The following is a 24,314-nucleotide window of genomic DNA, read 5'->3' on the forward strand; positions in this document are numbered from 1 at the left end:
CGAGAACGCGCACGGATGCCGAGGGGCGACGGCAGGGCCCGGCCCCGCGGGCGGGCACCGGGAATCGGGGCGACCCCGACGCCTCCGAACGCCTAGCATGTCCCATCATGAGCGCGCGCCCGAGCACCACCGAGACCCACCCCGAGGCACCGCAGCTCGCGATCACCTACCCGGGCGAGCTGCCCGTCTCCCAGCAGCGCGAGGAGATCCTCACCGCGCTGCGCGAGAACCAGGTCGTCGTCATCGCCGGCGAGACCGGATCCGGCAAGACCACGCAGATCCCCAAGATGCTCCTCGAGCTCGGCTTCGGCGGGAACGGCAAGGTCATCGGCCACACGCAGCCGCGACGGCTCGCCGCGCGCAGCGTCGCGAGCCGCATCGCCTCCGAGCTGGGGGAGAAGCTCGGCGAGGGGACCGTCGGCTACCAGGTGCGCTTCACCAAGGAGGTCGCCCGCGGCGCCCGGCTGAAGCTGATGACCGACGGCATCCTGCTGGCCGAGCTCGGTTCGGACCGCCTGCTGCGGCGCTACGACGCGATCATCATCGACGAGGCCCACGAGCGCTCGCTGAACATCGACGTCATCCTCGGCTACCTCCGACAGATCCTCCCGCAGCGCCCCGACCTCAAGGTCGTCATCACCTCGGCGACCATCGACCCCGAGCGCTTCGCCCAGCACTTCGCCACCAGCGGGGCCGACGGCGCGATGCACCCGGCGCCCGTCCTCGAGGTCTCCGGGCGCACCTATCCCGTCGAGGTCCGCTACCGGCCGCTCGTGATCGACGCGGAGGTCGCCGCCGAGGAGGCCTCGGAGGCCGACGAGCTCGAGGACATCCACTCCATCGAGCGCGACCTCGACGAGGCGATCATCGACGCGGTCGACGAGCTCGCCGCCGAGGGCCCCGGCGACATGCTCGTGTTCCTGCCCGGCGAGCGCGAGATCCGCGAGATCCGCGACAGCCTCGAGCAGCACCTGGGCTCGGGAGGCCGGGGCCGTCTGCCCACCGAGGTGCTGCCGCTGTTCGGCCGGCTCTCGGCGAGCGACCAGCAGCGGATCTTCTCGCCGCGCCCCGCGGGCACGCACCGCCGGATCATCCTGTCGACCAATGTCGCCGAGACCTCGCTCACTGTCCCCGGCATCACCTACGTGATCGACTCGGGCCTCGCCCGCATCTCCCGCTACTCCCAGCGCACCAAGGTGCAGCGCCTTCCGATCGAGCCGATCTCCCAGGCCAGCGCGAACCAGCGGTCGGGCCGGTCGGGCCGCACCCATCCCGGCATCGCGATCCGTCTCTTCTCCCGCGAGGACTTCGAGACCCGCCCGGAGTTCACCGAGCCCGAGATCCTGCGCACCAACCTCGCCTCCGTCGTCCTGCTGATGACCTCCCTCGGGCTCGGGGACGTGGAGTCCTTCCCGTTCGTGGAGCCCCCGGCCACGCGCGCCGTGACCGACGGCGTGCGCCTGCTCGAGGAGCTGCGCGCCATCGAGACCGACCCGAAGGCGCCGGGCGGACGGCGCCTGACGGACATCGGCCGACTGCTCGCGCGCTTCCCGCTGGACCCCCGGATGGCGCGCATGCTCATCGAGGCCGACCGCCTCGGCGCGCTGCGCGAGGTCCTCGTGATCGTCGCGGGACTCTCGATCCAGGATCCGCGCGAGCGTCCGCTCGGCTTCGAGCAGCAGGCCAAGGAGAAGCACAGGCGCTTCGAGGACGAGACCAGCGACTTCCTGGGCCTGCTGAACCTCTGGAACCACCTCCAGGAGCGGCGCAAGGAGCTCTCCGGCAGCGCCTTCCGCCGCGAGGTCCGCGGCGAGTACCTCCACTACCTGCGCATCCGCGAATGGTGGGATCTGCACTCGCAGCTGAAGGACATGGCGAAGGACGCCGATCTCCACCTCAACAAGAGCGAGGCCGATCCCGCGCGCATCCACCAGGCGCTGCTCGCGGGGCTGCTCTCCCACGTCGGCCTCTACGACGACCGCAGCCGCGAGTACTCCGGCGCCCGGGGCGCGCGGTTCGCGCTCTGGCCCGGATCCGCCCTCGCCAGGAAGCGCCCCGAGCTCGTCATGGTCGCGGAGCTCGTCGAGACGTCCCGGCTCTGGGGGCGCACCGCCGCGAGGATCGACGCCGCCTGGGCCGAGGAGATCGGCGCGCACGTGGTGCGCCGCTCCCACTCCGAGCCCTACTGGTCCTCCAAGCAGGCCTCCGCGATGGCGCACGAGAAGGTCACTCTCTACGGGGTGCCCATCGTCGCCGACCACGTGGTGCCCTTCGGCCGGGTGGACCCCGAGCTCGCCCGGGACATCTTCCTGCAGAATGCCCTCGTCGAGGGGGACTGGCGGACCCGCCACCACTTCTTCCGCGACAACCGGGCGCTCATCGAGAGGCTCGAGGAGCTCGAGGCGAAGACCCGTCGGCGCGACCTCCTCATCGGCGACGAGCAGGTCTTCGCCTTCTACGACGCGCGCATCCCCGCCGACGTCGTCTCCGGCCGCCACTTCGACGCCTGGTGGAAGAAGCAGCGGCACATCACCCCCGACCTGCTCACGCTCACCGAGGACGACCTCCTCGCGGCCGACGAGTCCGTCACCGCCGCGATCCAGGCCGATTTCCCCGACACCTGGGCGCAGGGGGACCTCACGCTGCCGCTCAGCTACTCCTTCGGGGACGTGGGCGCGCGCGGCAGCGACGGCGTCACCGCGACGATCCCCCTCGCGGTGCTCAACCGCGTCACCCCGCGCGGCTTCGACTGGCTGGTCCCGGGGATGCGCGAGGAGCTCGTCACCGAGCTCATCCGCTCCCTGCCCAAGCCCCTGCGCCGCCACCTGGTCCCCGCCCCCGAGCGCGCGAAGGCGGTCGCGGCGACCCTCCACGACGACGACCCGGACGCCGGCGAGGCGTTCGTCGAGGCGGCGGCCGACGAGCTCGTCGCCCTCCCCGGCGTCCCGCAGGACCTCGAGCTGTACGGCCCCGAGTTCGCCCTCGACCGCATCCCCGCCCACCTGCGCATGCACTTCCGGGTGGTCGACGCGAAGGGCCGGGAGATCGGCGCGGGCGACGACCTCGGAGCGCTCCAGAAGCGCCTGAAGACGCGCATGGACGCCTCGGTCACCACGCAGGGCGAGGACCTCGCCCGACGCGACCTTCCAGCCTTCCCCGAGGCGGGCGTCCCCGCGGTGCACCGCAGCCGCGTCGGCGGACTCGAGGTGACCGGGTACCCGGCGCTGGTCGCCGTGCGCGGGGCCGACGGGCAGCTCGAGCGTGTGGACCTGAAGGTGCTCGCGACCGCCGAGGAGCAGGCGAACGCGCACCCCGAGGGCGTGATCGCGCTCGTGGACCGCGAGCTGCACCCGGACCTCGCCTCCGTGCTGAACGCGCTGCCGAACCCCACGAAGCTCGCCGTCGCGCAGTCCCCGTACCCCTCGAGCGCCGCCCTCCTGGCCGACGCATCCGCGGCCGCGACCGCTCATCTGGTGGGCGACGCGGGCTCCGTGCGCACGCGCGAGCAGTTCGACGCGGCGCTCGCGCGGGTGCGCTCGGACCACGACCGGGTCGCGGCGCAGGCCGTGCGCGACGCCGCCGCGGCCCTCGCCGCCCACGCGAAGCTCGCGAAGTCGCTCGGCCGCGTCTCCTCGCTGACGATCCTCCAGCAGCTCACCGAGATCCGCGAGCACGCCGCGGGCCTGGTGGGGGAGCGCTTCGTCTCCCGCACGGGGGTCGAGCACCTGGGCGACCTGGTGCGCTACCTCCGCGCCGACGGGATCCGGCTGGAGAAGCTCGAGGAGAACCCTCCGCGCGACGCGAAGCTCGCCTGGCAGGTCCACGACGTCGAGCAGCTGTGGGAGCGCGTGCGCGCGACGCTCTCCCGCTCGCGGGCCGCCCAGGAGGACGCGACGCGCATCCCGTGGCTGCTGGAGGAGTACCGGGTGAGCCTGTTCGCCCAGACCCTGGGCACCCGCGAGACCGTCTCCGACAAGCGCCTCCGCACGGCGATCGCGACGCTCTCGGCCTGAGCCGGCATCGCGGGACGTGACACACGCCCCCTGATCCGTGTGCTCGTAGCCACCTCCGTCGATCGCATACGCAACTTTTGCGTTCGCCGTGGTGAGCGCACTGCGGAGGATCCCGGAGGGCGCTGGGCGGCGTCTGAACGCCCGCTCGACCGGTCACGATGAGGTCACGGAGGCTCTGCGGGCGCTGGGTCAAGGAGTTCATGCCCGCGCAAAGAACCGTGGTCGGACTCGGGCGAACCGGACAGATGCCCTGTTCACAGCGCTTCGTGCGCTCGCTAGCGTCATCGGCGTCCTTCCGGATCCCGGAACCACAGACCTCGAAGGTGCCTCGCATGACCCTCTCCCGCCGCCGCCTGCTCCTCGCCGGGACCATCGGACTGACCGCCCTCGCCACGGCCGCCCCGGCCATGGCCGCCGACGCCGACTCCGACGACTGGACCGAGTCGTTCATGACGCGCGCCGAGACGCGCGAGGGCTTCGCGCTGGACGCGATGGACGACTGGCAGGTCGAGAACGCGCGCTTCATCATCGCCGTCTGCAAGGGCCATGACATCAGCGCCCACGGCACCCAGATCGTGCTCGCGACCGCGATCGTCGAGGCGTGGCTGTACAACTACCAGCCGGCCGTCGACCTCGACTCCGGCGGTCTCTTCCAGCAGCGTCCCTCGGCGGGATGGGGCACCGAGTCCGAGGTGCGCCACAAGAAGAAGGCGATCGACGCGTTCCTCGGCCTCGGCGACCACTCGAGCGCCCCGGGTCTCCTCGACGTCGCCCCCGACTACGACGACTGGGACCTCGGCGAGGCCGCCCAGGCCGTCCAGCAGTCCGCCTACCCCGACCGCTACGCCGAGCAGGCGAGCGCCGCGGAGACCCTGTGGGAGCGCTACTCCGACGAGGTGAAGTCCTTCACGGACTGAGCCGTCGACCGCCCGTCGCCCGGTGGCTGAGCCGCCTCCGTACGGGCGGACGGACACGGCGGGGAACCGTCCCGGGCGCGCCGCGCCGAGGCGTCCCGCGGCGGCGGCCCGCGACGTTACGATGAGCCGCATGTCACCGGCGCCATCAGTCAGCTACTCCATCACGATCCGTCTCGAGTTCGCCGCCCACTCCGCGGCGGTCAGCGACATCACCGGGACCATCGAGGCGCACCGCGCCCTGGTCACCGCGCTCGATGTCTCCGCCTCCGGGCCCGAGCGGATGCGCGCGGACCTCACCGTCCTCACCGCGGACAACGACCACGCCATGGAGGTGGTCGAGGCCCTCAAGGACCTCGAGGGGGTCGAGCTCGGCAAGGTCTCGGACCGCACGTTCCTCGCGCACCTGGGCGGCAAGCTCACCGTCGAGTCGAAGGTCCCGATCCGCCACCGCGACGACCTCTCGATGGTCTACACCCCGGGCGTCGCGCGCGTCGTGAAGGCGATCGCCGAGCACCCCGAGGACGCCCGCAGCCTCACCATCAAGCGCAACACCGTCGCCGTCGTCTCCGACGGCTCCGCGATCCTGGGTCTGGGTGACCTGGGTCCGCTCGCCGCGATGCCCGTCATGGAGGGGAAGGCCGCCCTCTTCAAGCGCTTCGCGGACATCGACGCGTTCCCGATCTGCCTGGACGCGCACTCCGTGGAGGACATCGTCTCCCACGTGGAGGCGATCGCCCCGGTCTTCGCCGGCATCAACCTCGAGGACATCTCGGCCCCGCGCTGCTTCGAGATCGAGGACCGCCTGCGCCAGGAGCTCGACATCCCCGTCTTCCACGACGACCAGCACGGCACGGCGATCGTCGTGGTCGCCGCGCTGCGCAACGCCCTCCGCGTGGTCGGCAAGAGCATCGCCGACGTGCGCATTGTGCTCTCCGGAGCGGGCGCCGCGGGCACTGCGATCCTGCGCCTGCTGCGCGCCGCGGGCGCCCGAGACGTGGTCGTCACCGACATCGACGGCATCGTCCACGAGGGCCGGGAGAACCTCGAGGGCCGCCTGCCCTGGATCGCCGAGGTCACCAACCCGCGCCAGCTCACCGGCACGCTCAGCGACGCCATCACCGGGGCCGACGTGTTCATCGGCGTGAGCGCCGGGAACATCCTCACCGCCGACGACGTCTCCCGCATGGCGGACCGCTCGATCGTCTTCGCGATGGCGAACCCGACCCCGGAGATCGACCCGGCCGAGGCCGCGAAGCACGCGGAGGTCGTCGCGACCGGCCGCAGCGACTTCGCCAACCAGATCAACAACGTCCTGGCCTTCCCCGGGGTGTTCCGCGGCCTGCTCGATGCACGCGCCACGAACGTCTCGGACCGGATGCTGCTCGCGGCCTCGAAGGCCCTGGCCGACGTGGTCTCCTCCGAGGAGCTGAACCCCACCTACATCGTGCCGAGCGTCTTCAACGAGGGCGTCACCAAGGCGGTCGCCGCCGCCGTGGAGCACGTCGCCCGTGAGGAGGCCGGCACCGTGGACACGATCACCGGGGCGATCCCCGCGGTCTACGCCGAGGAGATCCACCTCTGAGTCGAGGACCCGCGGCCTTCCACCCTCCCGGGCGCGCGGCCCGCACGGTCCCTCCGCCCCGTGAAAGCACCAAGTTCACCGAAAACGGGTGACACGCGGAGGTAACTTCACTACCCTCGAGGGATGTTCCCTGCGTCACACCAGAGGGTGTCGGGGCTCGACGTCCTGATCGCGGACCCCGGGAGGCTCGAGGCCGAGCTCCCGGGGTGCGCGCGTCCCGGCCTGCTGACGAACTTCGCCGCCACGACGTCCGAGCTGCTGCGCGGCGTCGATGCGCTCGTGGAGGCGGGCATCCGTCCGCACTGCCTGATCGCCCCCGAGCACGGGTACTGGGGCAGCGAGCAGGCGGGGGAGGGCGGCGCGGACCAGCGGGATCCCGCGACCGGCATCCCGGTGCTCTCCTCCTACGGGGTGCACGGCGACGATCTGGTCGCCCTGCTCGAGCGCAGCGGGATCGACGGACTGCTCGTGGACCTGCAGGACATCGGCTGCCGCTTCTTTACCTATCCCTGGTCGATGGTCGACGCCATGCAGGCGTGCGCCCGCCTCGGCCTGCCGGTGCACGTCCTGGACCGCCCGGCCCCGCTGCCCGCGGCGCCCCTGGGCCCCGGTCTCGACCCCGCGTGCGCGAGCTTCGTGGGGCGCATGAACATCCCCCTGCGCCACGGCGGCCGTCTGGGCGACGTGGCACGTCACGCCGCGGCCCACCACCTCGAGGACCCTCTCGACCTCTCCATCACCCCTGCACCGGGGGCCGACGGGTCCGCCCGCTGGGTGCCGCCCTCCCCGAACATGCCGACCCCCACCGCGCTCGCCCTCTACCCGGGCACCGGCCTCGTCGAGGGCACCACCTGGAGCGAGGGCCGCGGGACCACGACCCCCTTCGAGGTGCTCGGCGCACCATGGGCCGAACGCCGCTTCGCGCACGCCCTGCGCGAGCTCGAGCTGCCCAGCGTCCTCGTGCGCGAGGTCCAGGTGCGCGCCACGCACGGGGACTTCGCCGGACAGATCCTGCACGGTGTCCAGCTCCACCTCGCCGACGATCCCGCCGCGCTCGTCGGCGGCGCTCCCGTCGACAGCGGGACCGCGACGAGCGGCGCCTTCGACCCGATCCGGATCGGGCACGGCGTGCTCGCGGTCATGCGCGCCCAGCACGCCGGCGGGGAGTTCTGGCGCCGCAACGCCCCGGAGCGCCCTCCCTTCGTCGACCTGCTCTGGGGCTCGAGCGCACTGCGCGAGGGCGTCGACGACGGCGCCGATCTCGCCGAGATCCTCGCCGCCTCGCCCGCTCCCGAGCTCCTTGGCAGGGACGGTGCGACCGCATGACGAGGACGGCAGGGCCGACGGGGCTGACGGAGCCGGCGGGGCCGACGAGCGGGGCCATCCGCGTGCGCGAGGAGCTGCGGCCCGGGGATCTCCCGGCGCTCGCCGCGCTCACCACGGGCACCGCGCGGCCCCTCGCCGTGCAGGAGCTCACGCAGCTCGTGCTCGCCGACCCCGATCCGCGGAGCTCGATCGTGCTGGTCGCCGACGACGCTGAAAACACCGGGGACACCGAGGAGGCGGCGGGACGCGCAGGGGATCCGGCGCCGGTGGGCTTCGCGCACGTCGCGACGCAGGACGGCGCGGCGTACCTGGTCAGCGGCGCGGTGCACCCCGCGCACCGCCGCCGGGGCGTGGGCACCCACCTGCTCGACGCGGCGCTCGCTCACGCACGCCGGTGGGGCGCCGAGAGCCTCGTGATCAGCGGACGACCGAGGGGCTACGCGGCTCCCGGCATCGACGAGGCCGCCGACCCCGGCACCGCCGCCTTCCTCCGCGCCCGCGGAGCGCACGAGGCGGGGAGCGCGCTCGCGATGGAGCGCGAGCTCACGGAGCCTGCGGAGGGGACCCCGGTCGGCGGCGCCCAGCCTCCCGATGTCCGGATCGCTCCGTGCGCCCCCGAGGAGGTGCCCGGGATGCTCGCCGTTGTGCGCCTCCACCTGTCCGAGGACTGGGCGCAGCTGCTCGGCGCCCACGTCGCGCACCGCGCGGAGGAGGAGGCCCGCGGGCACCAGCCGACGGACGGCCCGGCCGGCACGATCCTGCTCGCCCGTGACGCGACGGGGTCCGCGGCGGAGCCCGTGGGGGAGCTGCTCGGCATCGCCGCATGGGACGTCGTCGGCGCGGATCCCGAGCGCTTCGGTCCCATCGGTGTGCTGCCCTCCGCCCGCGGACGCGGTGTCGGCGGCGCCCTGCTCGATGCCTCCCTGGTGCGCATGGCGCGCGCGGGCGCCCGGCGCGCCTGGTTCCAGTGGACGTCGGCGAGCGGTCCCGCCCACCGCATGTACCTCTCGCGGGGCTTCCGTCCGCTCGGGACCACCACGCCCTTCGAGCTCCCCGTCCGCCCCGATGCAGCTCCGATCCCGGAAGTCCCGATCCCGGCAGTCCCGATCCCGAAGGAGAGGTCGCGCCCATGACCGCCCCGTGCCCGCCCCCGTCGTCCCCGCGTCCCGCGCGCCGCACCGTGCTCGGCGCGGCGGTCGGCGCCGCCGGCCTCACCGCCGTCGGACTCTCCTCGTGCGGTCCCGCCGCGCAGGACTCCGAGAACCCGCCGCTGCGCATCCACGCGAACGACGTGACCGTCTACCAGCCGAACTTCAACCCCTACTCGCCCACGGCCCTGCAGGGCGCGAGCGGGCTCATCTTCGAGCCGCTCATGGTGTACACGGCCATGGACCCCGAGAAGCCCGTGCCGTGGGTCGCCGAGAAGATCACCTTCGGCGACGACGGCACGAGCGCGGAGATCCTCGTGCGCGAGGGCATCGTGTTCACCGACGACCATCCTCTCACCGCGGAGGACGTGGAGTACTCCTTGCTCATGCTCCGCGACAAGCCCGCGACCAACGGCTCCGCGCTGCCGATCAAGGATGCGAAGCGCACGGGGGAGCGCACCGTGGAGGTCTCCTTCGACGGGCCCTCGTTCGCGCACGCGCCGACGCTGGGCGGCTCCTACGTCGTCCCCAAGCACATCTTCGAGACCCTCGACGTCGAGAAGGACGCGATCGCCGAACCCGTCGGCTCCGGTCCGTACATGCTCGATCGCTTCTCCGACCAGCTCTACACCTTCCGACGCAACGAGAAGCACTGGGCGGTCGAGGACTTCGAGGTCCCCGAGCTCTACTACCCCTCGTACTCCACGGAGACCTTCAACACCGCGCTGCAGGCCGGCGAGATCGACTGGTCCGGCGGGTTCGTCGCCAACGTCGACAAGATCTTCGTCGCGAAGGATCCCGAGCACCGCGGCTACTACTACCCGGGCCTGGGCGTCGTGAACCTGACCTTCAACCTCGAGAAGGACCTCTGGCAGGACCTCGAGCTGCGCCGCGGCATCTCGCTCGCGATCGACCGGAAGCAGATCGCGGACATCGCGATGCTCGGCTACGTGGGCCCGCCCCATCCCACCGGTCTGCCGCGCCCCACCTTCGAGCAGTACATCGCGAAGAGGTACCAGGGGAAGGAGTTCGAGTTCGACCCCGATAAGGCGGAGAAGGTCCTGGACGACGCCGGCTACCGGCGCGGTGCGGACGGCGTGCGCGCCGCCGAGGACGGCACCAAGCTCGAGTTCCCGCTGCAGATCCCCTCGGGCTTCGTCGACTGGGTGAGCGTCACCCAGGTGTTGAACGAGCAGCTGCAGAAGATCGGTGTCCGCTTCACCCCGCAGGGCGTCTCGATGGAGTCCTGGACGGAGAAGCGCAACGCCGGGAACTTCGACGTCACCCTCTCGATCGTCTCTGCCGGAGCCAGTCCCTGGTTCATGTACCGCTCGATGCTCTCGAGCGAGCACCGGAGCAAGGACGGCACCGTGCTCGCGAACTTCCAGCGCTGGTACGACGACGACACCGACGAGCTGCTGAACGCGTTCACCGCGACCGACGACGAGGCCGAGCAGCAGCGCTGCATCGACGGCCTCGAGGACATCGTCGTCGAGAAGCTCCCCGCACTCGCCCTGGTCACCGCCCCGAACTGGTTCAACTACAGCACCGAGTTCTGGTCCGGATTCCCCGATCCCGACCATCCCTACGCGCTCGGCGCCCCCTACAGCCCGATCGACAGGATCCTGGTGCTGCGCGAGCTCACCCGGACCACCGACTGACGGAGGATGCGATGAAGTACCTCGCGCGCAAGATCGGGCTCTACGTGTTCATCGCGTGGGCGGCCCTCACCCTGAACTTCCTCATCCCGCGGCTCATGCCCGGCGATCCCGTGACCCTGCTGCTGGAGAGCTCCCAGGGGGCGATCGATCCCGAGGCCAAGAAGGCGATCGCCGAGGCCTACGGGGTCAGCGACGACCCCCTCCCGGTCCAGTACCTCGACTACCTGAAGGACCTGCTGCACGGGGACCTGGGCACCTCCATCAGCCACTTCCCGGTGCCCGTCATCGACATCATTTCCGGCGCCCTGCCCTGGACCCTCGGGCTCGTGGGCGTGGCGACGATCGTGAGCTTCCTGCTGGGCACCGCCCTGGGCGTGCTCCTCGCATGGCGCCGCGGCACCTGGTCGGACCATGTGCTGCCGGCGCTGACCTTCCTCAACGCCATCCCGTACTTCTGGATGGCGCTGATCCTGGTGCTCGTGCTCTCGGTCCATCTGAGCCTGTTCCCCAACGCCGGCGGCTACGAGAGGATCCTCTTCCCCGGCTGGACCCCGGAGTTCATCGGCTCGGTCCTCTACCACGCCCTGCTCCCGGCGATCACGATCGTCATCGGCTCCTTCGCCGGCTGGGTGCTCTCGATGCGCAACATGACCGTGACCGTCATGGGCGAGGACTACGTGTCCCTCGCGGAGGCCAAGGGCCTGCCGCCGCGGCGGGTGCTCGTCACCTATGCCGCCCGCAACGCGATCCTGCCCTCGATCACCGGCTTCGCCCTCTCGCTGGGGGCGGTCGTCGGCGGCTCCATGCTCACCGAGGTCATCTTCAACTACCCGGGCGTCGGATACACCTTGTTCAGCGCCGTGCAGGCCCAGGACTTCCCGCTCATGCAGGGCCTGTTCCTCATCATCTCCCTCGCGGTCATCGCCGCGAACCTCGTGGCCGACGTGGCCTACGTGTTCCTGGACCCGCGAACCCGGCAGGGGGCCTGACCCATGTCCACCACGAGTACCTCCCTCACCCGCCTCGTGCCCCGCAGCGGCAAGGTCCGCGCCGGGATCCTCATCGTCGTGGTGTTCGTGCTGATCGCCGTGATCGGCCCGCTCACCGCCCGCTTCTCCCCGCAGGCGACCTCCTTCGACCTGCTGCGCCCGCCCTCGGCCGAGCACTGGATGGGCACCACCCAGACCGGCCAGGACGTCTTTGCGCAGTTCGTCACCGGAGCGCGCGTCTCCCTGCTCGTGGGCCTCGTCGCGGGCGTCGTCTCCCAGGTGTTCTCCGTGATCATCGGCCTGCTCGGCGGGTACCTGCGCGGCGTCGCCGACGACCTCCTGTACATCCTCACCGCGGTGTTCCTGGTGATCCCGGGCATGCCGCTGCTGATCGTCCTCACCGGCTACCTGCCCAGCCGCGGCATGTTCGCGATCGCGGTGGTCATCGCGATCACCTCGTGGGCGGGCTCGGCGCGCGTCATCCGCGCGCAGACGATGTCCCTGCGCGGCCGCGAGTTCGTCGAGGCGGCCCGCGCGAGCGGGGAGTCCCGCACCCGGATCATGTTCGCCGAGGTGCTGCCGAACATGCTCCCGCTGGTCGCCTCCGGCTTCCTGTTCTCGGTGATCGGCGGCATCCTCTCCGAGGCGGGCCTGTCGTTCCTGGGACTCGGCTCGCTGACCACGGTCTCCTGGGGATCGATGCTCTACTTCGCTCAGAGCGGGCAGGCGCTGCTCTCGGGCGCCTGGTGGTGGTACGTCCCGCCGGGCCTCGCGATCGCCGTGATCGGCGCGGGCCTCGCGCTCATCAACTTCGGCATCGACGAGTACGCGAACCCGCGGCTGCGCACGGGCTCCTCCCGCCACCGCGCCGTGCGCGGATCGCTCGCCGCGGGCGGCGATGCCACCACGGCCGACGCCGCCGCCGGCGGGGCAGCGGTCAGCGCGGGGCCGACGGGTCCCGCGGCGCCGTCGGACCCTGCGCGGGCGACGGGCGCCGCGCTCGCCGACACCGTGCCTGATGCGGACCCTGTGATCCGGCCGTCGGACGTGCCCGGCGACCCCGTCATCGAGGCCGATCACCTGAGCGTCGACTACCCGACCGAGCACGGCACCGTGCACGCGGTCGACGACGTCACGCTCACCCTGCACCGCGGGGAGATCCTGGGCCTGGCGGGAGAGTCCGGCAGCGGCAAGTCGACGCTCACCAACGCCATCACCCGGATGCTGCGCCCGCCCGCGCGCATCGCCGCAGGATCGGTGACCTACACCGACGCCGCCGGGGACAGCACGGACCTGCTGTCCCTGGACGCCCGCGGTCTGCGCGCGATCCGCTGGACCGAGATCGCCGTGGTCTTCCAGAGCGCCATGAACGCCCTGAACCCGGTCACCACGATCCACTCCCAGTTCGACGACGTGATCCGCGTGCACCGGCCCGACCTCGGCCCGGCCCGGCGCACCGAGCTCGCGCGCGAGCACCTGCGCCGCGTGGGCATCGACCCCGAGCGCCTGGGCGCCTACCCGCACGAGCTCTCGGGAGGGATGAAGCAGAGGGTCGCGATCGCGATCGCCCTGGTCCTCGAACCGGACGTCATCTTCATGGACGAGCCGACCACGGCCCTGGACCTTCTGGTCCAGCGCGAGGTGCTCGACCAGATCGTGCGCCTGCGCGAGGAGTACGGCTTCGCGATCGTCTTCACGACGCACGACCTCGCCCTACTGCTGGAGATCTCCGACTCGATCGCCGTCATGCGCCGCGGGCACCTGGTCGAGTACGGGCCCGCGGCCGAGATCTACCGCGACGCCCGCCACCCGTACACCCGGAGTCTCCTGGACTCCCTCGAAGCCCTCGGGAGCCTCGCATGAGCATCGCCGCAGACCCCAGCACCCCCGACCCCAGCACCCCGGACACCGACGCGCGCGGAGAGGTCGTCCTCGAGGGCAGGCACCTGGTCAAGGAGTACGGCGTGGGCGATCGCCGTGGGCTGCTGCGCCGTCGCCGCACCCTGCGCGCCGTCGACGACGTCTCCCTCGAGCTGCGCCGCGGACAGGTCACCGCGCTGGTGGGCCAGAGCGGCTCGGGCAAGTCCACGCTGGGCCGCCTGCTCGCGCGCCTGGTGCCGCTCACCGACGGCGAGATCCTGCTCCACGGGGAGCGCGTGGCCGGCGGGCCGGGCGGAGCAGGGGGAGCGACCGGATCCGGAGGTGCCTCACCGCGCGAGTACACGGGACAGGTCCAGCTGACGCTCCAGGACCCGTTCGCCTCGCTCAACCCCCTGCGCCGGATCAGCTACATCCTGGGTCGCGCGGTGCGGCTGCACCAGGACACGTCCGGGGCCGACGAGGTGCGCGAGCGCAGCGCGGCGCTGCTCTCGCGGGTGGGCCTCGAGCCCGCCGAGCACTACCTGGACCGCTTCCCGCACGAGCTCTCGGGCGGGGAGCGCCAGCGCGTCTCCTTCGCCCGCGCGCTCGCCGCCGGGCCGTCCGTGCTGCTGGCCGACGAGCCCGTCTCGATGCTCGACGTGACGATCCGCAAGGCCATGCTCGACCTCATCGACGACCTGCGGCGCGAGGAGGACCTCGCGGTCCTCTACATCACCCACGACCTGGGCAGCGCCCGCCGCTACTCGAACGAGGTCCTGGTCATGCACGAGGGACGGGTCGTCGAGCGCGGGGAGTCCGCGCAGGTCATCAGCGATCCGCAGGACGAGTACACGCGGCGTCTGCTCGCGGCTGCCCCGGATCCGCGGCGCTCTCTCGGGACGCCCGGCGCCTGATCCTCGGTTCCGCGGTCCACGCGAGCACCCCGATCGCAATCCCGACGAGGTCCGCGAGGACGTCGCCCGGGTCGGCCGAGCGGTGGGGGAGCAGCGCACCCTGGAGGACCTCGATGAGCACGGCGTGGGCCGCGGCGGCGAGCGCCACCCAGCCGATCGGGAAGCGCCGCGCGGGCGCGAGCAGACGGCCGAACGCCCAGACGGTGAGCGCGAAGACGCCCACGTGGTAGACCGTGTCGATGCGCACCGGGCCCGCAGGCCCGGTGTCGGGGACGCTGGGCAGGTAGAAGCCGATGTTCGCGAGGAGCGCGATGCCCGCGACGAGGACGCGGAGGCGAGGGGTCATGGGCGCGGCCCTGCCGATGCCGGTGCGAAGGCGAGGCGCGCCGTCTCCCGGCGCGCGCCGAGCACCTCGAAGCGCCCGCGCCGCGGGTGCACGCGGTTGGTCAGCAGCGCGGCGACGGTGCCCGTGGCGGGGTCGGCCCACAGGGCGGTGCCCGTGAACCCCGGATGCCCCAGCACGCCGGGCACGAGAGAGCCGTCCGGGAGCTCCTGGCCGATCCTCACGCCGAGCCCCTGGCACCATGGCGCACCCGTGGTCGCGGGGAGGGTCAGCTGGTCGCGTCCGATCTCGCGTCGCAGGTCCTCCGGGAACCGGGGCCCGGGCGCCGTGCCCGCGAGCACGCGCGCGATCGCGAGGGAGTCGTCGAGGGTCGCGAACAGCCCCGCGTTGCCGACGCCGCCGAGGGCCCAGGCGGTCTCGTCGTGCACCTCTCCGCGCACGAGCCCGCGGGGCGGATCCTCCTGGAACTCGGTCGCCGCCGCGCGGGCGCGCGCGTCGTCGTCGGGCCACCAGGTGGCACGGGTCGCGCCGGCAGGGGCCAGCACGCGCTCGCGGGCGAGGGCCGGGAGGTCCTTCCCGCCGAGGCGCGCGAGGATCTCGCCGAGCAGGATGAACCCGATGCACGAGTAGGCGTGGGCGGTGCCGGGAGCGGAGGCGAGGTCCGCTCGGCCGATCGCTGCGAGACGCTGCTCGCGCGAGCCGTCCCCGCGCCACAGCGGCATCGTGGGCGGCAGTCCCGCGGTGTGAGTGAGCAGGTGGCGCACCGTGATCCGCGCATCGGGCACGAGGGCCGGATCCAACAGCTCGGCGGCCCGGTCCTCGAGGTCCAGGGACCCGTCCGCGAGCAGGGTCGCGGCGGTGAGCGCAGTGACGACCTTCGTCACCGAGGCCATGTCGAAGAGCGTCCCGGGGCCGGCGGGATCCACCGGGCCGACGGGGTCCGCCGGGCCGGCGGGATCCACCGGGCCGACGGGGTCGGGCAGCGGCGTCCCGTCGGCCGCGAAGCTCACGGCGGCCCCGCCGAAGATCCGCAGGGAGCCCCCGTCGACGACGTCGGGCCCGCTGATCCCCGCGGCGACCGCGCCCGCGCCCTCGACGGAGTCCTCGACGGCGCCGTCGGCCGATGATCCGTCGGCGCCACTCCGCTCGCCGCGCGCCCTCGCGAGCAGCGCGTCGACGAGGGCCTGCAGGCCCTCGTGCTGGGCGTCGGGCCTCGCGCTCACGTGATCCCCCTCCACACCGGAAGCTCCATGGGTGTCCGATCCTGCCACGCCGACTACCCTCGGGAGCGACGACGATCAGCCCGAAGGAGCCTGACATGCCCTCGATCTCCGATCCCGACCGCCTCGACCCGTATCGCGAGGACCCCGGCCAGTCGCCCGGCGCGACCGCCGTGCTGGACCGCGAGACCAAGGAGCGCGAGGAGAAGACCGACGACGGCGACCACGACCGGTTCGCCCACTACGTGCGCCGCGACCGGATCACCCAGGCCGCCCTCGACGGCACGCCCGTGATCGCCCTGTGCGGGAAGGTCTGGGTGCCCGGGCGCGACCCCAAGAAGTACCCCGTGTGCCCGGAGTGCAAGGAGATCCACGACGGCCTGCGCGAGCCCAACGACGGCGGCGACGGAGCGGGTGGCGGCAAGGGCGGCTCGGGAGGCGGCCGCGGCGGGTTCCGGGGCTTCTTCGGCGGTCGGCGCTGAAGGATCTCCGCGTCGGCGATTCCTCACATCCCGCCCGCCGCGCCCCGGCGTCGGGATGTCCGGGCGCGGCGGTAACGTGGTCCGCGCTGTGACACCACCGACGACACCCCAGACAAGCGACCCGCACCGGCCCTCGACCGCGGCGGCGCAGTCCCTCCCACCGGCATACCCGGAGCGCGCCGCCTGGGGCACGGCCCCGAAGCTGCGCGCCTGGCAGTCCGAGGCCCTCGCGATGTACCGCGAGCGCGCCCCCAAGGACTTCATGACGGTCGCGACGCCGGGCGCCGGCAAGACCACCTTCGCGCTGCAGATCGCCGCGATGCTCCTCGCCGAGGGCACCGTGCGCCGCGTGACCGTGGTCGCCCCGACCGAGCACCTGAAGACCCAGTGGGCGGACTCCGCCGCGCGCGTGGGCATCTCGCTCGACCCGAACTTCACCAACGCCCAGGGGCGCCATGGCGCCCACTTCCAGGGCGTCGCGATCACCTACGCGCAGGTCGGCATGAACCCGATGCTGCACCGGGCGCGCACGGAGGCCGAGCGCACCCTGGTGATCCTCGACGAGATCCACCATGCCGGCGACGCCCTCACCTGGGGCGACGGCGTGCGCGAGGCCTTCGACCCCGCCACGCGTCGCCTCGCCCTGACGGGCACCCCGTTCCGCTCGGACTCCTCGCAGATCCCCTTCGTCGTCTACGAGGAGGACTCCGAGGGCTTCCTGCGCTCGAAGGCCGACTACTCCTACGGCTACGCCGACGCGCTGCGGGACAACGTGGTGCGCCCCGTCATGTTCATGACCTACTCGGGCCGCATGCACTGGCGCACGAAGACCGGCGACGAGGTCTCCGCGCAGCTCGGCGCGATCGAGACCAAGGACATCACCCAGCAGGCCTGGCGCACCGCCCTGGATCCCAAGGGCGAGTGGATCCAGGCGGTCCTCGCCGCGGCCGACAAGCGCCTGACGGAGATGCGCCGCCACGTGCCGGACGCGGGCGGCCTGGTCATCGCGACCGACCAGAAGACGGCGCGCGCCTATGCCGCGACCCTCCACGACATCACCGGCGAGGAGGTCACGACCGTCCTCTCGGACGATGCGGGCGCCGGTAAGCGCATCGAGGCGTTCTCGGACTCCGAGGACCGCTGGATGGTCGCCGTGCGCATGGTGTCCGAGGGAGTGGACGTGCCGCGCCTGGCCGTCGGCGTCTACGCGACCTCGACCGCGACCCCCATGTTCTTCGCGCAGGCCGTCGGCCGCTTCGTGCGCTCGCGGACGCGCGGCGAGACCGCGAGCATCTTCCTGCCCTCGGTGCCGATCCTCACCGCCCACGCGGCCGCCATGGAGGAGGAGCGCGATCACGTCCTGGACCTGCGCCCGCAGGAGGGCGATGCGGAGACCGGGCTCGACGAGCACCTGATCGAGGAGGCCAACCGCACCGAGCAGGCCTCCGACCAGCTCGAGCTCTCCTTCGAGGCCCTCGAGTCGAACGCGTCCTTCGACCGCGTCCTCTTCGACGGCGGCGAGTACGGCGCCGGGGGAGACGCCGGCAGCGAGGACGAGCAGGAGTTCCTGGGCATCCCGGGCCTGCTCGACGCCGACCAGATGCGCACCCTTCTGCAGGAGCGCCAGGCCAGCCAGATGGCCCGCCGCTCGAAGAAGGGCGAGGGGGCCGCGAGCGAGGCGGACCGGGCGATCCCCGTCGTCGACCACCGCCGGCTCATGGACCTGCGCAAGGAGCTCTCCTCCCTGGTCTCCGCGTGGGCCCGCAAGTCCGGCACCCCGCACGGCCAGGTCCACAACACCCTGCGCTCGCGCTGCGGCGGCCCCGCCGTGCCGCAGGCCAGCGCCGAGCAGATCGAGGAGAGGATCGCGGTCGTGCGCGGTTGGTTCGTCGGCCGCCGCTGAGGACCGGGCCCGCACCCCGCTGGGACCGAGCTGACCGCTTCGTCCCACCCGCTTCGTAGAATCGATGGACCACGCGGTCCACGCGACCCCGGAAGGAGGACGCCGTGCACGGACACGATCCCGACGCCGACACGGACGGCGGCTCGCGCACCGTCGGCGTCCTCGACCCCGAGCGCGCCGCGCAGGCCGAGGACCTCGAGGACGGTCCCTGGCAGACGGTCGTCTGGAACGACCCCGTGAACCTCATGAGCTACGTCGAGCACGTCTTCCGCACCTATTTCGGCTTCAGCCGCGCCCGCGCCCACCAGCTCATGCAGCAGGTGCACGAGCAGGGGCGGGCCGTCGTCTCCCGCGGCTCCCGCGAGCGCGCGGAGTCCGACGTGCAGGCCATGCACTCCTACGGCCTGCGCGCGACCCTCGAGCGCACCGAGGAGGGCTGATGGCCCACGCGTTCCGCCCCCGCCCGGGAGGCGACATCGCCTGCCGCCTGGACGGCGAGGAGAAGGCGATCATCAGCCAGGTCGCCCAGGAGGTCGCCGAGCTCATCCGGCACGACCTCGACCTCCGCGAGGAGCCCGGGGCGGTGCGCGCCGCCGCCGGCTCGGACGATCCTCTCGAGCGCCTCGAGGCCGAGTTCGCCCAGTCCTCGGTGCGCGCGCCCCGCGACTCCGCGGTGCGCCGGCTCTTCCCCGACGCGAGCACCGACGCGGCCGTGGCCGAGGAGCTGCGCCGCCTGGGGCAGCAGGACCTCGCGACCGAGAAGATCGAGGACCTCACCCATCTCGTGCGCGCCCTCGACGGCAGTGGCCCCGGCGACGGCGAGGTCACCGTCCCGGCCGACGACATCGCCTCCTGGCTGCGCGCCATGAACGACGTGCGGATCGTGCTGGCGGACCGCCTGCACATCACGCAGGACGGCGACTTCGAGACCCTGCGCATGCTCCAGCAGATCGGGGAGCGCGTCGAGGACGCGCCCCCGCTCGACGACGAGGACGGCGTGGCCGGGGCCGATGTCGTCGCGGCCGTCTACGAGCTGCTCACGTGGCTGCAGGAGAGCCTGCTGCGCGCGATCGACGAGTACTGATCGACGGGCCGGTCGCGGCCCCGCGGACGGTGTGATGTCCCGCGCACTGAGTGCGTCCTCACTGAGGGCTGAAAGGATCCTGCCTACTGTGGGGCAGATGAGCAACGCGCCGATCGGGATCTTCGACTCCGGGGTCGGGGGCCTCACGGTCGCCCGAGCGATCCTGGACCAGCTGCCGCGCGAGGAGCTCCTCTACATCGGGGACACCGCGCACACGCCGTACGGTCCCCGTCCCATCGCGGAGGTCCGCGCCCTCGCGCTGGGGATCATGGACGATCTCGTCGAGCGCGGCGTGAAGATGCTCGTGATCGCCTGCAACACCGCGAGCGCGGCTGTGCTGCGCGATGCCCGCGAGCGCTACGACGTCCCCGTCATCGAGGTCATCCAGCCCGCCGTGCGCCGCGCCGTCGCCGCGACCCGCAACGGCCGCGTCGGCATCATCGGCACCCAGGCGACCGTGGGCTCGCGCGCCTACGACGACGCCTTCGCCGCCGCGCCGGCCCTGCAGATCACCTCCGCCGCCTGCCCGCGCTTCGTCGAGTTCGTCGAGCGCGGCGAGACCCAGGGCGACGAGGTCATCGGGATCGCCGAGCAGTACCTGGCGCCCGTCAAGGAGGCGGGCGTGGACACGCTCGTGCTGGGGTGCACCCACTACCCGATGCTCACCGGCCCCATCAGCTACGTGATGGGATCCGAGGTCACCCTGGTCTCCTCGGCCGAGGAGACCGCCCTGGACGTCTACCGCCAGCTCGTGGCCGGTGGCATCCAGCGCACGGACCCGAACCCGCCGGCGCACGTCTTCGCCGAGACGGCGCCGCACGACGGCACCCCCTCGATGTTCTCGCGCCTCTCCCGGCGCTTCCTGGGCCCGTCCGTGACCATGACCGCGACCCTCCCGGTGGTGACCCCATGAGACTGACCGTCGTCGGCTGCTGCGGCAGCTTCGCAGGACCCACCGGCGCCGCCTCGAGCTACCTCCTCGAGCAGGAGGACGAGGACGGCCGCACCTGGCGCATCCTCCTGGACCTGGGCAGCGGCGCCTTCGGACCGCTGCAGGCGCACATCGACCCGGCGACGCTGGACGCCGTGGTGATCTCCCACCTGCACCCCGACCACTTCCTGGACCTCACCGGCCTCGAGGTGTTCTGGGCGTACAACTCCCGTGACCTGCCGCGCCTGCCGATCTTCGCCCCCGAGGGGCTCGCCCACCGCCTGCGCGCGGTGCTGGGCCGCGAGGGCGACGTCCCCGACGGCGTCACCTGCCTGCCCTTCGACCACCGTCCGATCCGCGACGGCCAGGAGATCGAGATCGGGCCGTTCCGCATCGAGATCGGCGCCGTGCGCCACACCGTCGAGTCCTTCGGGATGCGCGTGACCGCAGGCGGCGGCGTGCTCGCCTACTCGGGCGACACCGACACCTGCGACCGCCTGCTCGACCTCGCCCGAGGGGCCGACGTCTTCCTGTGCGAGGCTGGATACATCGAGGGCCGCGACGACCGCTTCTCGGGCGTCCACCTCACCGGGCGGCGCGCGGGGGAGGCGGCGGCCGCCGTCGGCGCCCGCAGCCTCGTGCTCACCCACATCGCCCCCTGGACCGACCCGGAGGTCACCCTGGCCGAGACCCGTGCGGTCTTCGACGGGCAGATCACCATGGCGCGCCCGGCGCTCGTGGTCGAGACGGAGTCCGTGCGCGCGCTGCCCTGAGCAGAGCCCGCTCCTGAGCGGAGCCCGCTCCTGTGCGGAGCGCACGGCCGACGGGCCGATATCCTCGACTGCGTCCCGCGGGCCCCGCCCGCCACCCGAGCAGCGAGAGAGGTGCGCGGCCCATGAGCGCGACCACCCCCGAGACCCCCCGCACCGGCCCCAGCACCGACGGTCCCCGCGTCGACGGCCGCACGGCCGATGAGATGCGCGAGGTGAGGATCACCCGCAACTGGCTCGACCACGCCGAGGGCAGCGTCCTCGTCGAGTTCGGCCGCACCCGCGTGCTGTGCGCGGCCTCCTTCACCGAGGGCGTGCCGCGCTGGAAGAAGGGCTCGGGCAGCGGCTGGGTCACCGCCGAGTACGCGATGCTGCCGCGCGCGACCTCCACCCGCTCCTCCCGCGAGAGCGTGAAGGGCAAGATCGGCGGACGCACCCACGAGATCTCCCGCCTCGTCGGCCGCTCCCTGCGCGCCGTCGTGGACATGGAGGCCCTGGGCGAGAACACGATCCAGCTGGACTGCGACGTCCTCCAGGCCGACGGCGGCACCCGGACCGCCGCGATCACCGGCGCCTACGTGGCCCTCGCCGACGCGATCTCCTGGGGCAAGCTGCACGCCGCCGTCCCCGCCGCCCGCGAGGTCCTCACGGACTCCGTGTCCGCTGTGAGCGTGGGCATCGTCGACGGCGAGGCGCTCCTGGACCTCGAGTACCGCGAGGACGTGAAGGCAGAGACCGACATGAACGTTGTCGTCACCGGCTCCGGCTCCTTCGTCGAGGTCCAGGGCACCGCCGAGGGCGCGCCCTTCGACCGCTCCGAGCTGAACACCCTGCTGGATCTCGCCGTCGGCGGCTGCGCCGATCTCTCGGCGCTCCAGCGCGATGCGCTCGGGGCCGGCCGATGAGCGCGGCGGACGAGAACCGGGGGACCGACGCGGCCCCGATCCCCGAGGGGGCCCGCATCATCATCGCGAGCCACAACCAGGGCAAGCTCCGCGAGCTCCAGCAGATCCTCGAGCAGATCGTCCCCGGCTTCGAGGACGGCATGCTCGTCTCGTCGGCCGGCCTCGACCTCCCCGACGTCGTCGAGGACCGCGTGACCTTCGAGGGCAACGCCCTGCTGAAGGCCCGCACGGTGAGCGCTGCGACGGGCCTGATCGCGGTGGCCGACGACTCCGGCCTCGCCGTCGACGTGCTCGGCGGCAGCCCCGGATTCCTCTCCGCCCGCTGGTCGGGGCGCCACGGCGACGACGAGGCCAACAACGACCTGCTCCTCGCCCAGATGGGCGACGTGCCCGCCGAGCACCGCGCCGCGCGCTTCGTGTGCGCGGCGGCGCTGGTCGCGCCCGACGGCACCGAGCGCGTCGAGCGCGGCGAGATGCCGGGCCGTCTCCTCACGGAGCGCCGGGGCGAGGGCGGCTTCGGGTACGACCCGCTCTTCGTGCCGGCGGATCAGCCCGAGGGGCAGGAGCGCACCGCGGCAGAGCTGAGCCCCGAGGAGAAGAACGCGATCTCCCACCGCGGCAGGGCGTTCCGCGCGATCGCGGGAGACATCGCCCAGCTGCTGGGCTGAGCGGGCTCCCGGCCGGTCCCGATCCCGCAGGGCGGGGCCGGTCGGGGCCTCAGACCAGGCCGGCGTGGGCGAGGGCGCGGCGCACGATCACGTCGTGGCCGTTGTCGAGCTCGGAGAGCACCTCGCCCTCGCGCAGCTCCTCGACGTCGAACCACGTGAGCTCGAGCGCGTCCTCCTGCGGGGCCGCCTCGCCGTCCACGGGCACGATGTACGCGAGCGAGATCGCGTGCTGCCGCGGGTCGGTGAACAGCGACTGGCCGGGCGTCGGGAAGTACTCGGCGACCGTGAACGGCACGGGTGAGACGGGGATCCGCGGCATCGCCATCGTGCCCAGGTCCTTCTCCACGTGCCGGGCGATGGCCTCGCGCAGCGTCTCGTGCACGAGCACGCGGCCGGAGACGATCGCGCGGATGATGCGCCCGCTCCCGGACGCGCGCAGCAGCAGTCCGACCTGCGTGATCGCGCCGTCGACGTCGGTGCGCACGGGCACCACGTCCACATAGGCGATGGGCAGTGCGCGGCGCAGCTCGGCCATCCTCTCGGGCTCGAACCAGGCGCCCTCGGCGTCCACGGCGGTGCGGCTCATGTGTCCTCCTGGAAGGTCGGGGAGTGGCGGGCTGCTCAGAGCCCGTAGGGACGCAGGTGGTGCTCGGAGAGCGGGAAGCGCGGCGAGGCTCCCACCGGCGCGGTGCGCGCGGGATCCTCGGCGGCCTCACCGGCGATCATCTCCACCTGCCACGACTCGCCCTCGTGACGCAGCAGGGACAGCGCGCCGTTGGGGATCGAGGGCAGGTGGGTCCCGGTGACGCCGGAGAGCAGCAGGCGGATGAAGGTGCCGTGGGCGACCACGAGCACGTTCTGGTCGGGGAAGCGCTCGGCGAGATCGTCGAGCGCGAGGTAGCCCCGGTCGGCGACAGCCTGCAGGCCCTCGCGACCGGGGAAGGCGCGCCCGGGATAGCGCGCCTCCATCTCGGCGACGTCGTGCCCCTCCGCCGCGCCCCAGTCGATCTCCGTGAGCCGCGGATCGGTCCCGACGAAGGGGATGCCGTGGTCCTCGGCGATGATCCGACCGGTCTCCTCCGCACGCCCCAGCGGGGAGGAGACGGCCGCGTCCCAGGCGATGTCCGGCGCGCCGTCCAGCGCGTGGTGCGCCTGCTCGCGGCCGGTCGCGTTCAGCGGGATGTCGCTCGAGCCCTGGAACAGGCCCCGCAGGTTGTAGTCGGTCTGCCCGTGTCGCACGAGGCCGAAGAGGGTCATCGTCGGGAACGCTCCTGAGGACGAGGTGAGTGGGGGCCGACGGGCCGGCAGGCGCCGCGCATCGTCGTCCCGGCCAGGGTAGCCGTCCGCGGCGATGGTCCGGCGTCCAGGATCGGGGGTCGTGCGGGTGGGTGGACGGTGGGGAGGGCGGAGGGTCTTGTGTCGCGTCGTGGTGGGGGTATCGGGGGCGTTCGGAAGTTCCTCCACAAGGGGGTGTTTTCCACGAGGTTATCCACTGAGAGGTGGGTGGGTACAGAGGAGGCGGGGAATGTTCGCGGGTTTATCCACATTCTCGATTGAGGTCTAGTTTTCGGTGACAAGACGGGATAGAATCGGACATA

21 protein-coding genes are annotated in these 24,314 nt (G+C 72.5%); 17 read left to right on the forward strand and 4 right to left on the reverse strand.

What is annotated here, in order from left to right:
- Positions 1 to 107 precede the first annotated feature (107 nt).
- From hrpA to Bra3105_RS18035, 9 genes are all read left to right on the forward strand, one after another.
- Positions 108 to 4,013, forward strand: a complete 3,906-nt coding sequence (gene hrpA, locus Bra3105_RS17995; protein WP_228358029.1) for an ATP-dependent RNA helicase HrpA — start codon at positions 108 to 110, stop codon at positions 4,011 to 4,013.
- A 332-nt stretch (positions 4,014 to 4,345) separates the two neighbouring features.
- Positions 4,346 to 4,930 (forward strand): hypothetical protein, encoded by a 585-nt coding sequence (locus tag Bra3105_RS18000; protein ID WP_200503123.1) that lies wholly within the window; start codon positions 4,346 to 4,348, stop codon positions 4,928 to 4,930.
- A 130-nt stretch (positions 4,931 to 5,060) separates the two neighbouring features.
- The gene (locus Bra3105_RS18005) at positions 5,061 to 6,512 is read left to right on the forward strand and encodes an NAD-dependent malic enzyme (RefSeq protein ID WP_228358030.1); all 1,452 of its coding nucleotides are present in this window, start codon (positions 5,061 to 5,063) and stop codon (positions 6,510 to 6,512) included.
- 123 nt (positions 6,513 to 6,635) lie between these two features.
- On the forward strand, positions 6,636 to 7,838 hold the full coding sequence (locus tag Bra3105_RS18010) for an exo-beta-N-acetylmuramidase NamZ family protein (protein ID WP_228358031.1): 1,203 nt from the start codon (positions 6,636 to 6,638) through the stop codon (positions 7,836 to 7,838).
- A complete protein-coding gene (locus tag Bra3105_RS18015; RefSeq protein ID WP_228358032.1) occupies positions 7,835 to 8,971 on the forward strand; it encodes a GNAT family N-acetyltransferase in 1,137 nt (378 codons plus the stop codon). Before Bra3105_RS18010 ends, Bra3105_RS18015 begins: the two co-directional genes overlap by 4 nt.
- Entirely contained in the window at positions 8,968 to 10,647 is a 1,680-nt protein-coding gene (locus Bra3105_RS18020; RefSeq protein ID WP_228358033.1) for an ABC transporter substrate-binding protein, read from the forward strand. Before Bra3105_RS18015 ends, Bra3105_RS18020 begins: the two co-directional genes overlap by 4 nt.
- Before the next feature lie 11 nt (positions 10,648 to 10,658).
- On the forward strand, positions 10,659 to 11,636 hold the full coding sequence (locus Bra3105_RS18025; protein ID WP_228358034.1) for an ABC transporter permease: 978 nt from the start codon (positions 10,659 to 10,661) through the stop codon (positions 11,634 to 11,636).
- 3 nt (positions 11,637 to 11,639) lie between these two features.
- On the forward strand, positions 11,640 to 13,499 hold the full coding sequence (locus Bra3105_RS18030; RefSeq protein WP_228358035.1) for a dipeptide/oligopeptide/nickel ABC transporter permease/ATP-binding protein: 1,860 nt from the start codon (positions 11,640 to 11,642) through the stop codon (positions 13,497 to 13,499).
- Complete coding sequence (locus tag Bra3105_RS18035) at positions 13,496 to 14,410, forward strand: ABC transporter ATP-binding protein (protein ID WP_228358036.1); 915 nt, start codon at positions 13,496 to 13,498, stop codon at positions 14,408 to 14,410. The genes Bra3105_RS18030 and Bra3105_RS18035 overlap by 4 nt, the downstream gene beginning before the upstream one ends.
- Here the strand turns inward: Bra3105_RS18035 and Bra3105_RS18040 are convergent.
- Together Bra3105_RS18040 and Bra3105_RS18045 are read right to left on the reverse strand one after the other, a co-directional pair.
- Positions 14,325 to 14,756 (reverse strand): VanZ family protein, encoded by a 432-nt coding sequence (locus Bra3105_RS18040; RefSeq protein ID WP_228358037.1) that lies wholly within the window; start codon positions 14,754 to 14,756, stop codon positions 14,325 to 14,327. The two genes, Bra3105_RS18035 and Bra3105_RS18040, sit on opposite strands and share 86 nt — an antisense overlap.
- On the reverse strand, positions 14,753 to 15,976 hold the full coding sequence (locus tag Bra3105_RS18045; RefSeq protein ID WP_228358038.1) for a serine hydrolase domain-containing protein: 1,224 nt from the start codon (positions 15,974 to 15,976) through the stop codon (positions 14,753 to 14,755). The genes Bra3105_RS18040 and Bra3105_RS18045 overlap by 4 nt, the downstream gene beginning before the upstream one ends.
- 95 nt (positions 15,977 to 16,071) lie before the next feature.
- Between Bra3105_RS18045 and Bra3105_RS18050 the strand changes: the two genes are divergently transcribed.
- The 8 genes from Bra3105_RS18050 (at position 16,072) to rdgB (ending at position 22,716) form a co-directional block, all read left to right on the forward strand.
- Entirely contained in the window at positions 16,072 to 16,455 is a 384-nt protein-coding gene (locus Bra3105_RS18050) for a DUF3039 domain-containing protein (protein ID WP_228358039.1), read from the forward strand.
- 55 nt (positions 16,456 to 16,510) lie between these two features.
- Complete coding sequence (locus tag Bra3105_RS18055; protein WP_228358040.1) at positions 16,511 to 18,358, forward strand: DEAD/DEAH box helicase; 1,848 nt, start codon at positions 16,511 to 16,513, stop codon at positions 18,356 to 18,358.
- 104 nt (positions 18,359 to 18,462) lie between these two features.
- Positions 18,463 to 18,798 carry an ATP-dependent Clp protease adapter ClpS gene (gene clpS, locus Bra3105_RS18060; RefSeq protein ID WP_228358041.1) on the forward strand — a complete coding sequence of 112 codons (336 nt, stop codon included), beginning with the start codon at positions 18,463 to 18,465 and terminating at the stop codon, positions 18,796 to 18,798.
- Complete coding sequence (locus Bra3105_RS18065; protein ID WP_200503131.1) at positions 18,798 to 19,442, forward strand: DUF2017 family protein; 645 nt, start codon at positions 18,798 to 18,800, stop codon at positions 19,440 to 19,442. The genes clpS and Bra3105_RS18065 overlap by 1 nt, the downstream gene beginning before the upstream one ends.
- Positions 19,443 to 19,539: 97 nt before the next feature.
- A complete protein-coding gene (murI, locus tag Bra3105_RS18070) occupies positions 19,540 to 20,355 on the forward strand; it encodes a glutamate racemase (protein WP_200503132.1) in 816 nt (271 codons plus the stop codon).
- A complete protein-coding gene (locus Bra3105_RS18075) occupies positions 20,352 to 21,146 on the forward strand; it encodes an MBL fold metallo-hydrolase (protein ID WP_228358042.1) in 795 nt (264 codons plus the stop codon). Before murI ends, Bra3105_RS18075 begins: the two co-directional genes overlap by 4 nt.
- A 122-nt stretch (positions 21,147 to 21,268) precedes the next feature.
- Positions 21,269 to 22,048 (forward strand): ribonuclease PH, encoded by a 780-nt coding sequence (gene rph / locus Bra3105_RS18080; protein ID WP_228358043.1) that lies wholly within the window; start codon positions 21,269 to 21,271, stop codon positions 22,046 to 22,048.
- The gene (gene rdgB, locus Bra3105_RS18085) at positions 22,045 to 22,716 is read left to right on the forward strand and encodes an RdgB/HAM1 family non-canonical purine NTP pyrophosphatase (RefSeq protein ID WP_228358044.1); all 672 of its coding nucleotides are present in this window, start codon (positions 22,045 to 22,047) and stop codon (positions 22,714 to 22,716) included. The genes rph and rdgB overlap by 4 nt, the downstream gene beginning before the upstream one ends.
- Before the next feature lie 49 nt (positions 22,717 to 22,765).
- On the opposite strand, the gene Bra3105_RS18090 is transcribed toward rdgB, so the two are convergent.
- Positions 22,766 to 23,302 carry a DUF4916 domain-containing protein gene (locus Bra3105_RS18090; protein WP_200503136.1) on the reverse strand — a complete coding sequence of 179 codons (537 nt, stop codon included), beginning with the start codon at positions 23,300 to 23,302 and terminating at the stop codon, positions 22,766 to 22,768.
- A gap of 35 nt (positions 23,303 to 23,337) precedes the next feature.
- Positions 23,338 to 23,973 carry a histidine phosphatase family protein gene (locus Bra3105_RS18095; RefSeq protein WP_228358045.1) on the reverse strand — a complete coding sequence of 212 codons (636 nt, stop codon included), beginning with the start codon at positions 23,971 to 23,973 and terminating at the stop codon, positions 23,338 to 23,340.
- Positions 23,974 to 24,314: the final 341 nt, after the last annotated feature.

It is taken from the genome of Brachybacterium halotolerans subsp. kimchii (assembly GCF_020792675.1).
GTDB lineage: Bacteria > Actinomycetota > Actinomycetes > Actinomycetales > Dermabacteraceae > Brachybacterium > Brachybacterium halotolerans.

Bases quoted from the DNA above. Each gene is read 5' to 3' on its own strand.
- hrpA (WP_228358029.1), top strand. From the start codon at position 108: ATGAGCGCGCGCCCGAGCACCACCGAGACCCACCCCGAGGCACCGCAG.
- Bra3105_RS18000 (WP_200503123.1), top strand. From the start codon at position 4,346: ATGACCCTCTCCCGCCGCCGCCTGCTCCTCGCCGGGACCATCGGACTG.
- Bra3105_RS18005 (WP_228358030.1), top strand. From the start codon at position 5,061: ATGTCACCGGCGCCATCAGTCAGCTACTCCATCACGATCCGTCTCGAG.
- Bra3105_RS18010 (WP_228358031.1), top strand. From the start codon at position 6,636: ATGTTCCCTGCGTCACACCAGAGGGTGTCGGGGCTCGACGTCCTGATC.
- Bra3105_RS18015 (WP_228358032.1), top strand. From the start codon at position 7,835: ATGACGAGGACGGCAGGGCCGACGGGGCTGACGGAGCCGGCGGGGCCG.
- Bra3105_RS18020 (WP_228358033.1), top strand. From the start codon at position 8,968: ATGACCGCCCCGTGCCCGCCCCCGTCGTCCCCGCGTCCCGCGCGCCGC.
- Bra3105_RS18025 (WP_228358034.1), top strand. From the start codon at position 10,659: ATGAAGTACCTCGCGCGCAAGATCGGGCTCTACGTGTTCATCGCGTGG.
- Bra3105_RS18030 (WP_228358035.1), top strand. From the start codon at position 11,640: ATGTCCACCACGAGTACCTCCCTCACCCGCCTCGTGCCCCGCAGCGGC.
- Bra3105_RS18035 (WP_228358036.1), top strand. From the start codon at position 13,496: ATGAGCATCGCCGCAGACCCCAGCACCCCCGACCCCAGCACCCCGGAC.
- Bra3105_RS18040 (WP_228358037.1), bottom strand. From the start codon at position 14,756: ATGACCCCTCGCCTCCGCGTCCTCGTCGCGGGCATCGCGCTCCTCGCG.
- Bra3105_RS18050 (WP_228358039.1), top strand. From the start codon at position 16,072: ATGCCCTCGATCTCCGATCCCGACCGCCTCGACCCGTATCGCGAGGAC.
- Bra3105_RS18055 (WP_228358040.1), top strand. From the start codon at position 16,511: ATGTCCGGGCGCGGCGGTAACGTGGTCCGCGCTGTGACACCACCGACG.
- Bra3105_RS18065 (WP_200503131.1), top strand. From the start codon at position 18,798: ATGGCCCACGCGTTCCGCCCCCGCCCGGGAGGCGACATCGCCTGCCGC.
- murI (WP_200503132.1), top strand. From the start codon at position 19,540: ATGAGCAACGCGCCGATCGGGATCTTCGACTCCGGGGTCGGGGGCCTC.
- Bra3105_RS18075 (WP_228358042.1), top strand. From the start codon at position 20,352: ATGAGACTGACCGTCGTCGGCTGCTGCGGCAGCTTCGCAGGACCCACC.
- rph (WP_228358043.1), top strand. From the start codon at position 21,269: ATGAGCGCGACCACCCCCGAGACCCCCCGCACCGGCCCCAGCACCGAC.
- rdgB (WP_228358044.1), top strand. From the start codon at position 22,045: ATGAGCGCGGCGGACGAGAACCGGGGGACCGACGCGGCCCCGATCCCC.
- Bra3105_RS18090 (WP_200503136.1), bottom strand. From the start codon at position 23,302: ATGAGCCGCACCGCCGTGGACGCCGAGGGCGCCTGGTTCGAGCCCGAG.
- Bra3105_RS18095 (WP_228358045.1), bottom strand. From the start codon at position 23,973: ATGACCCTCTTCGGCCTCGTGCGACACGGGCAGACCGACTACAACCTG.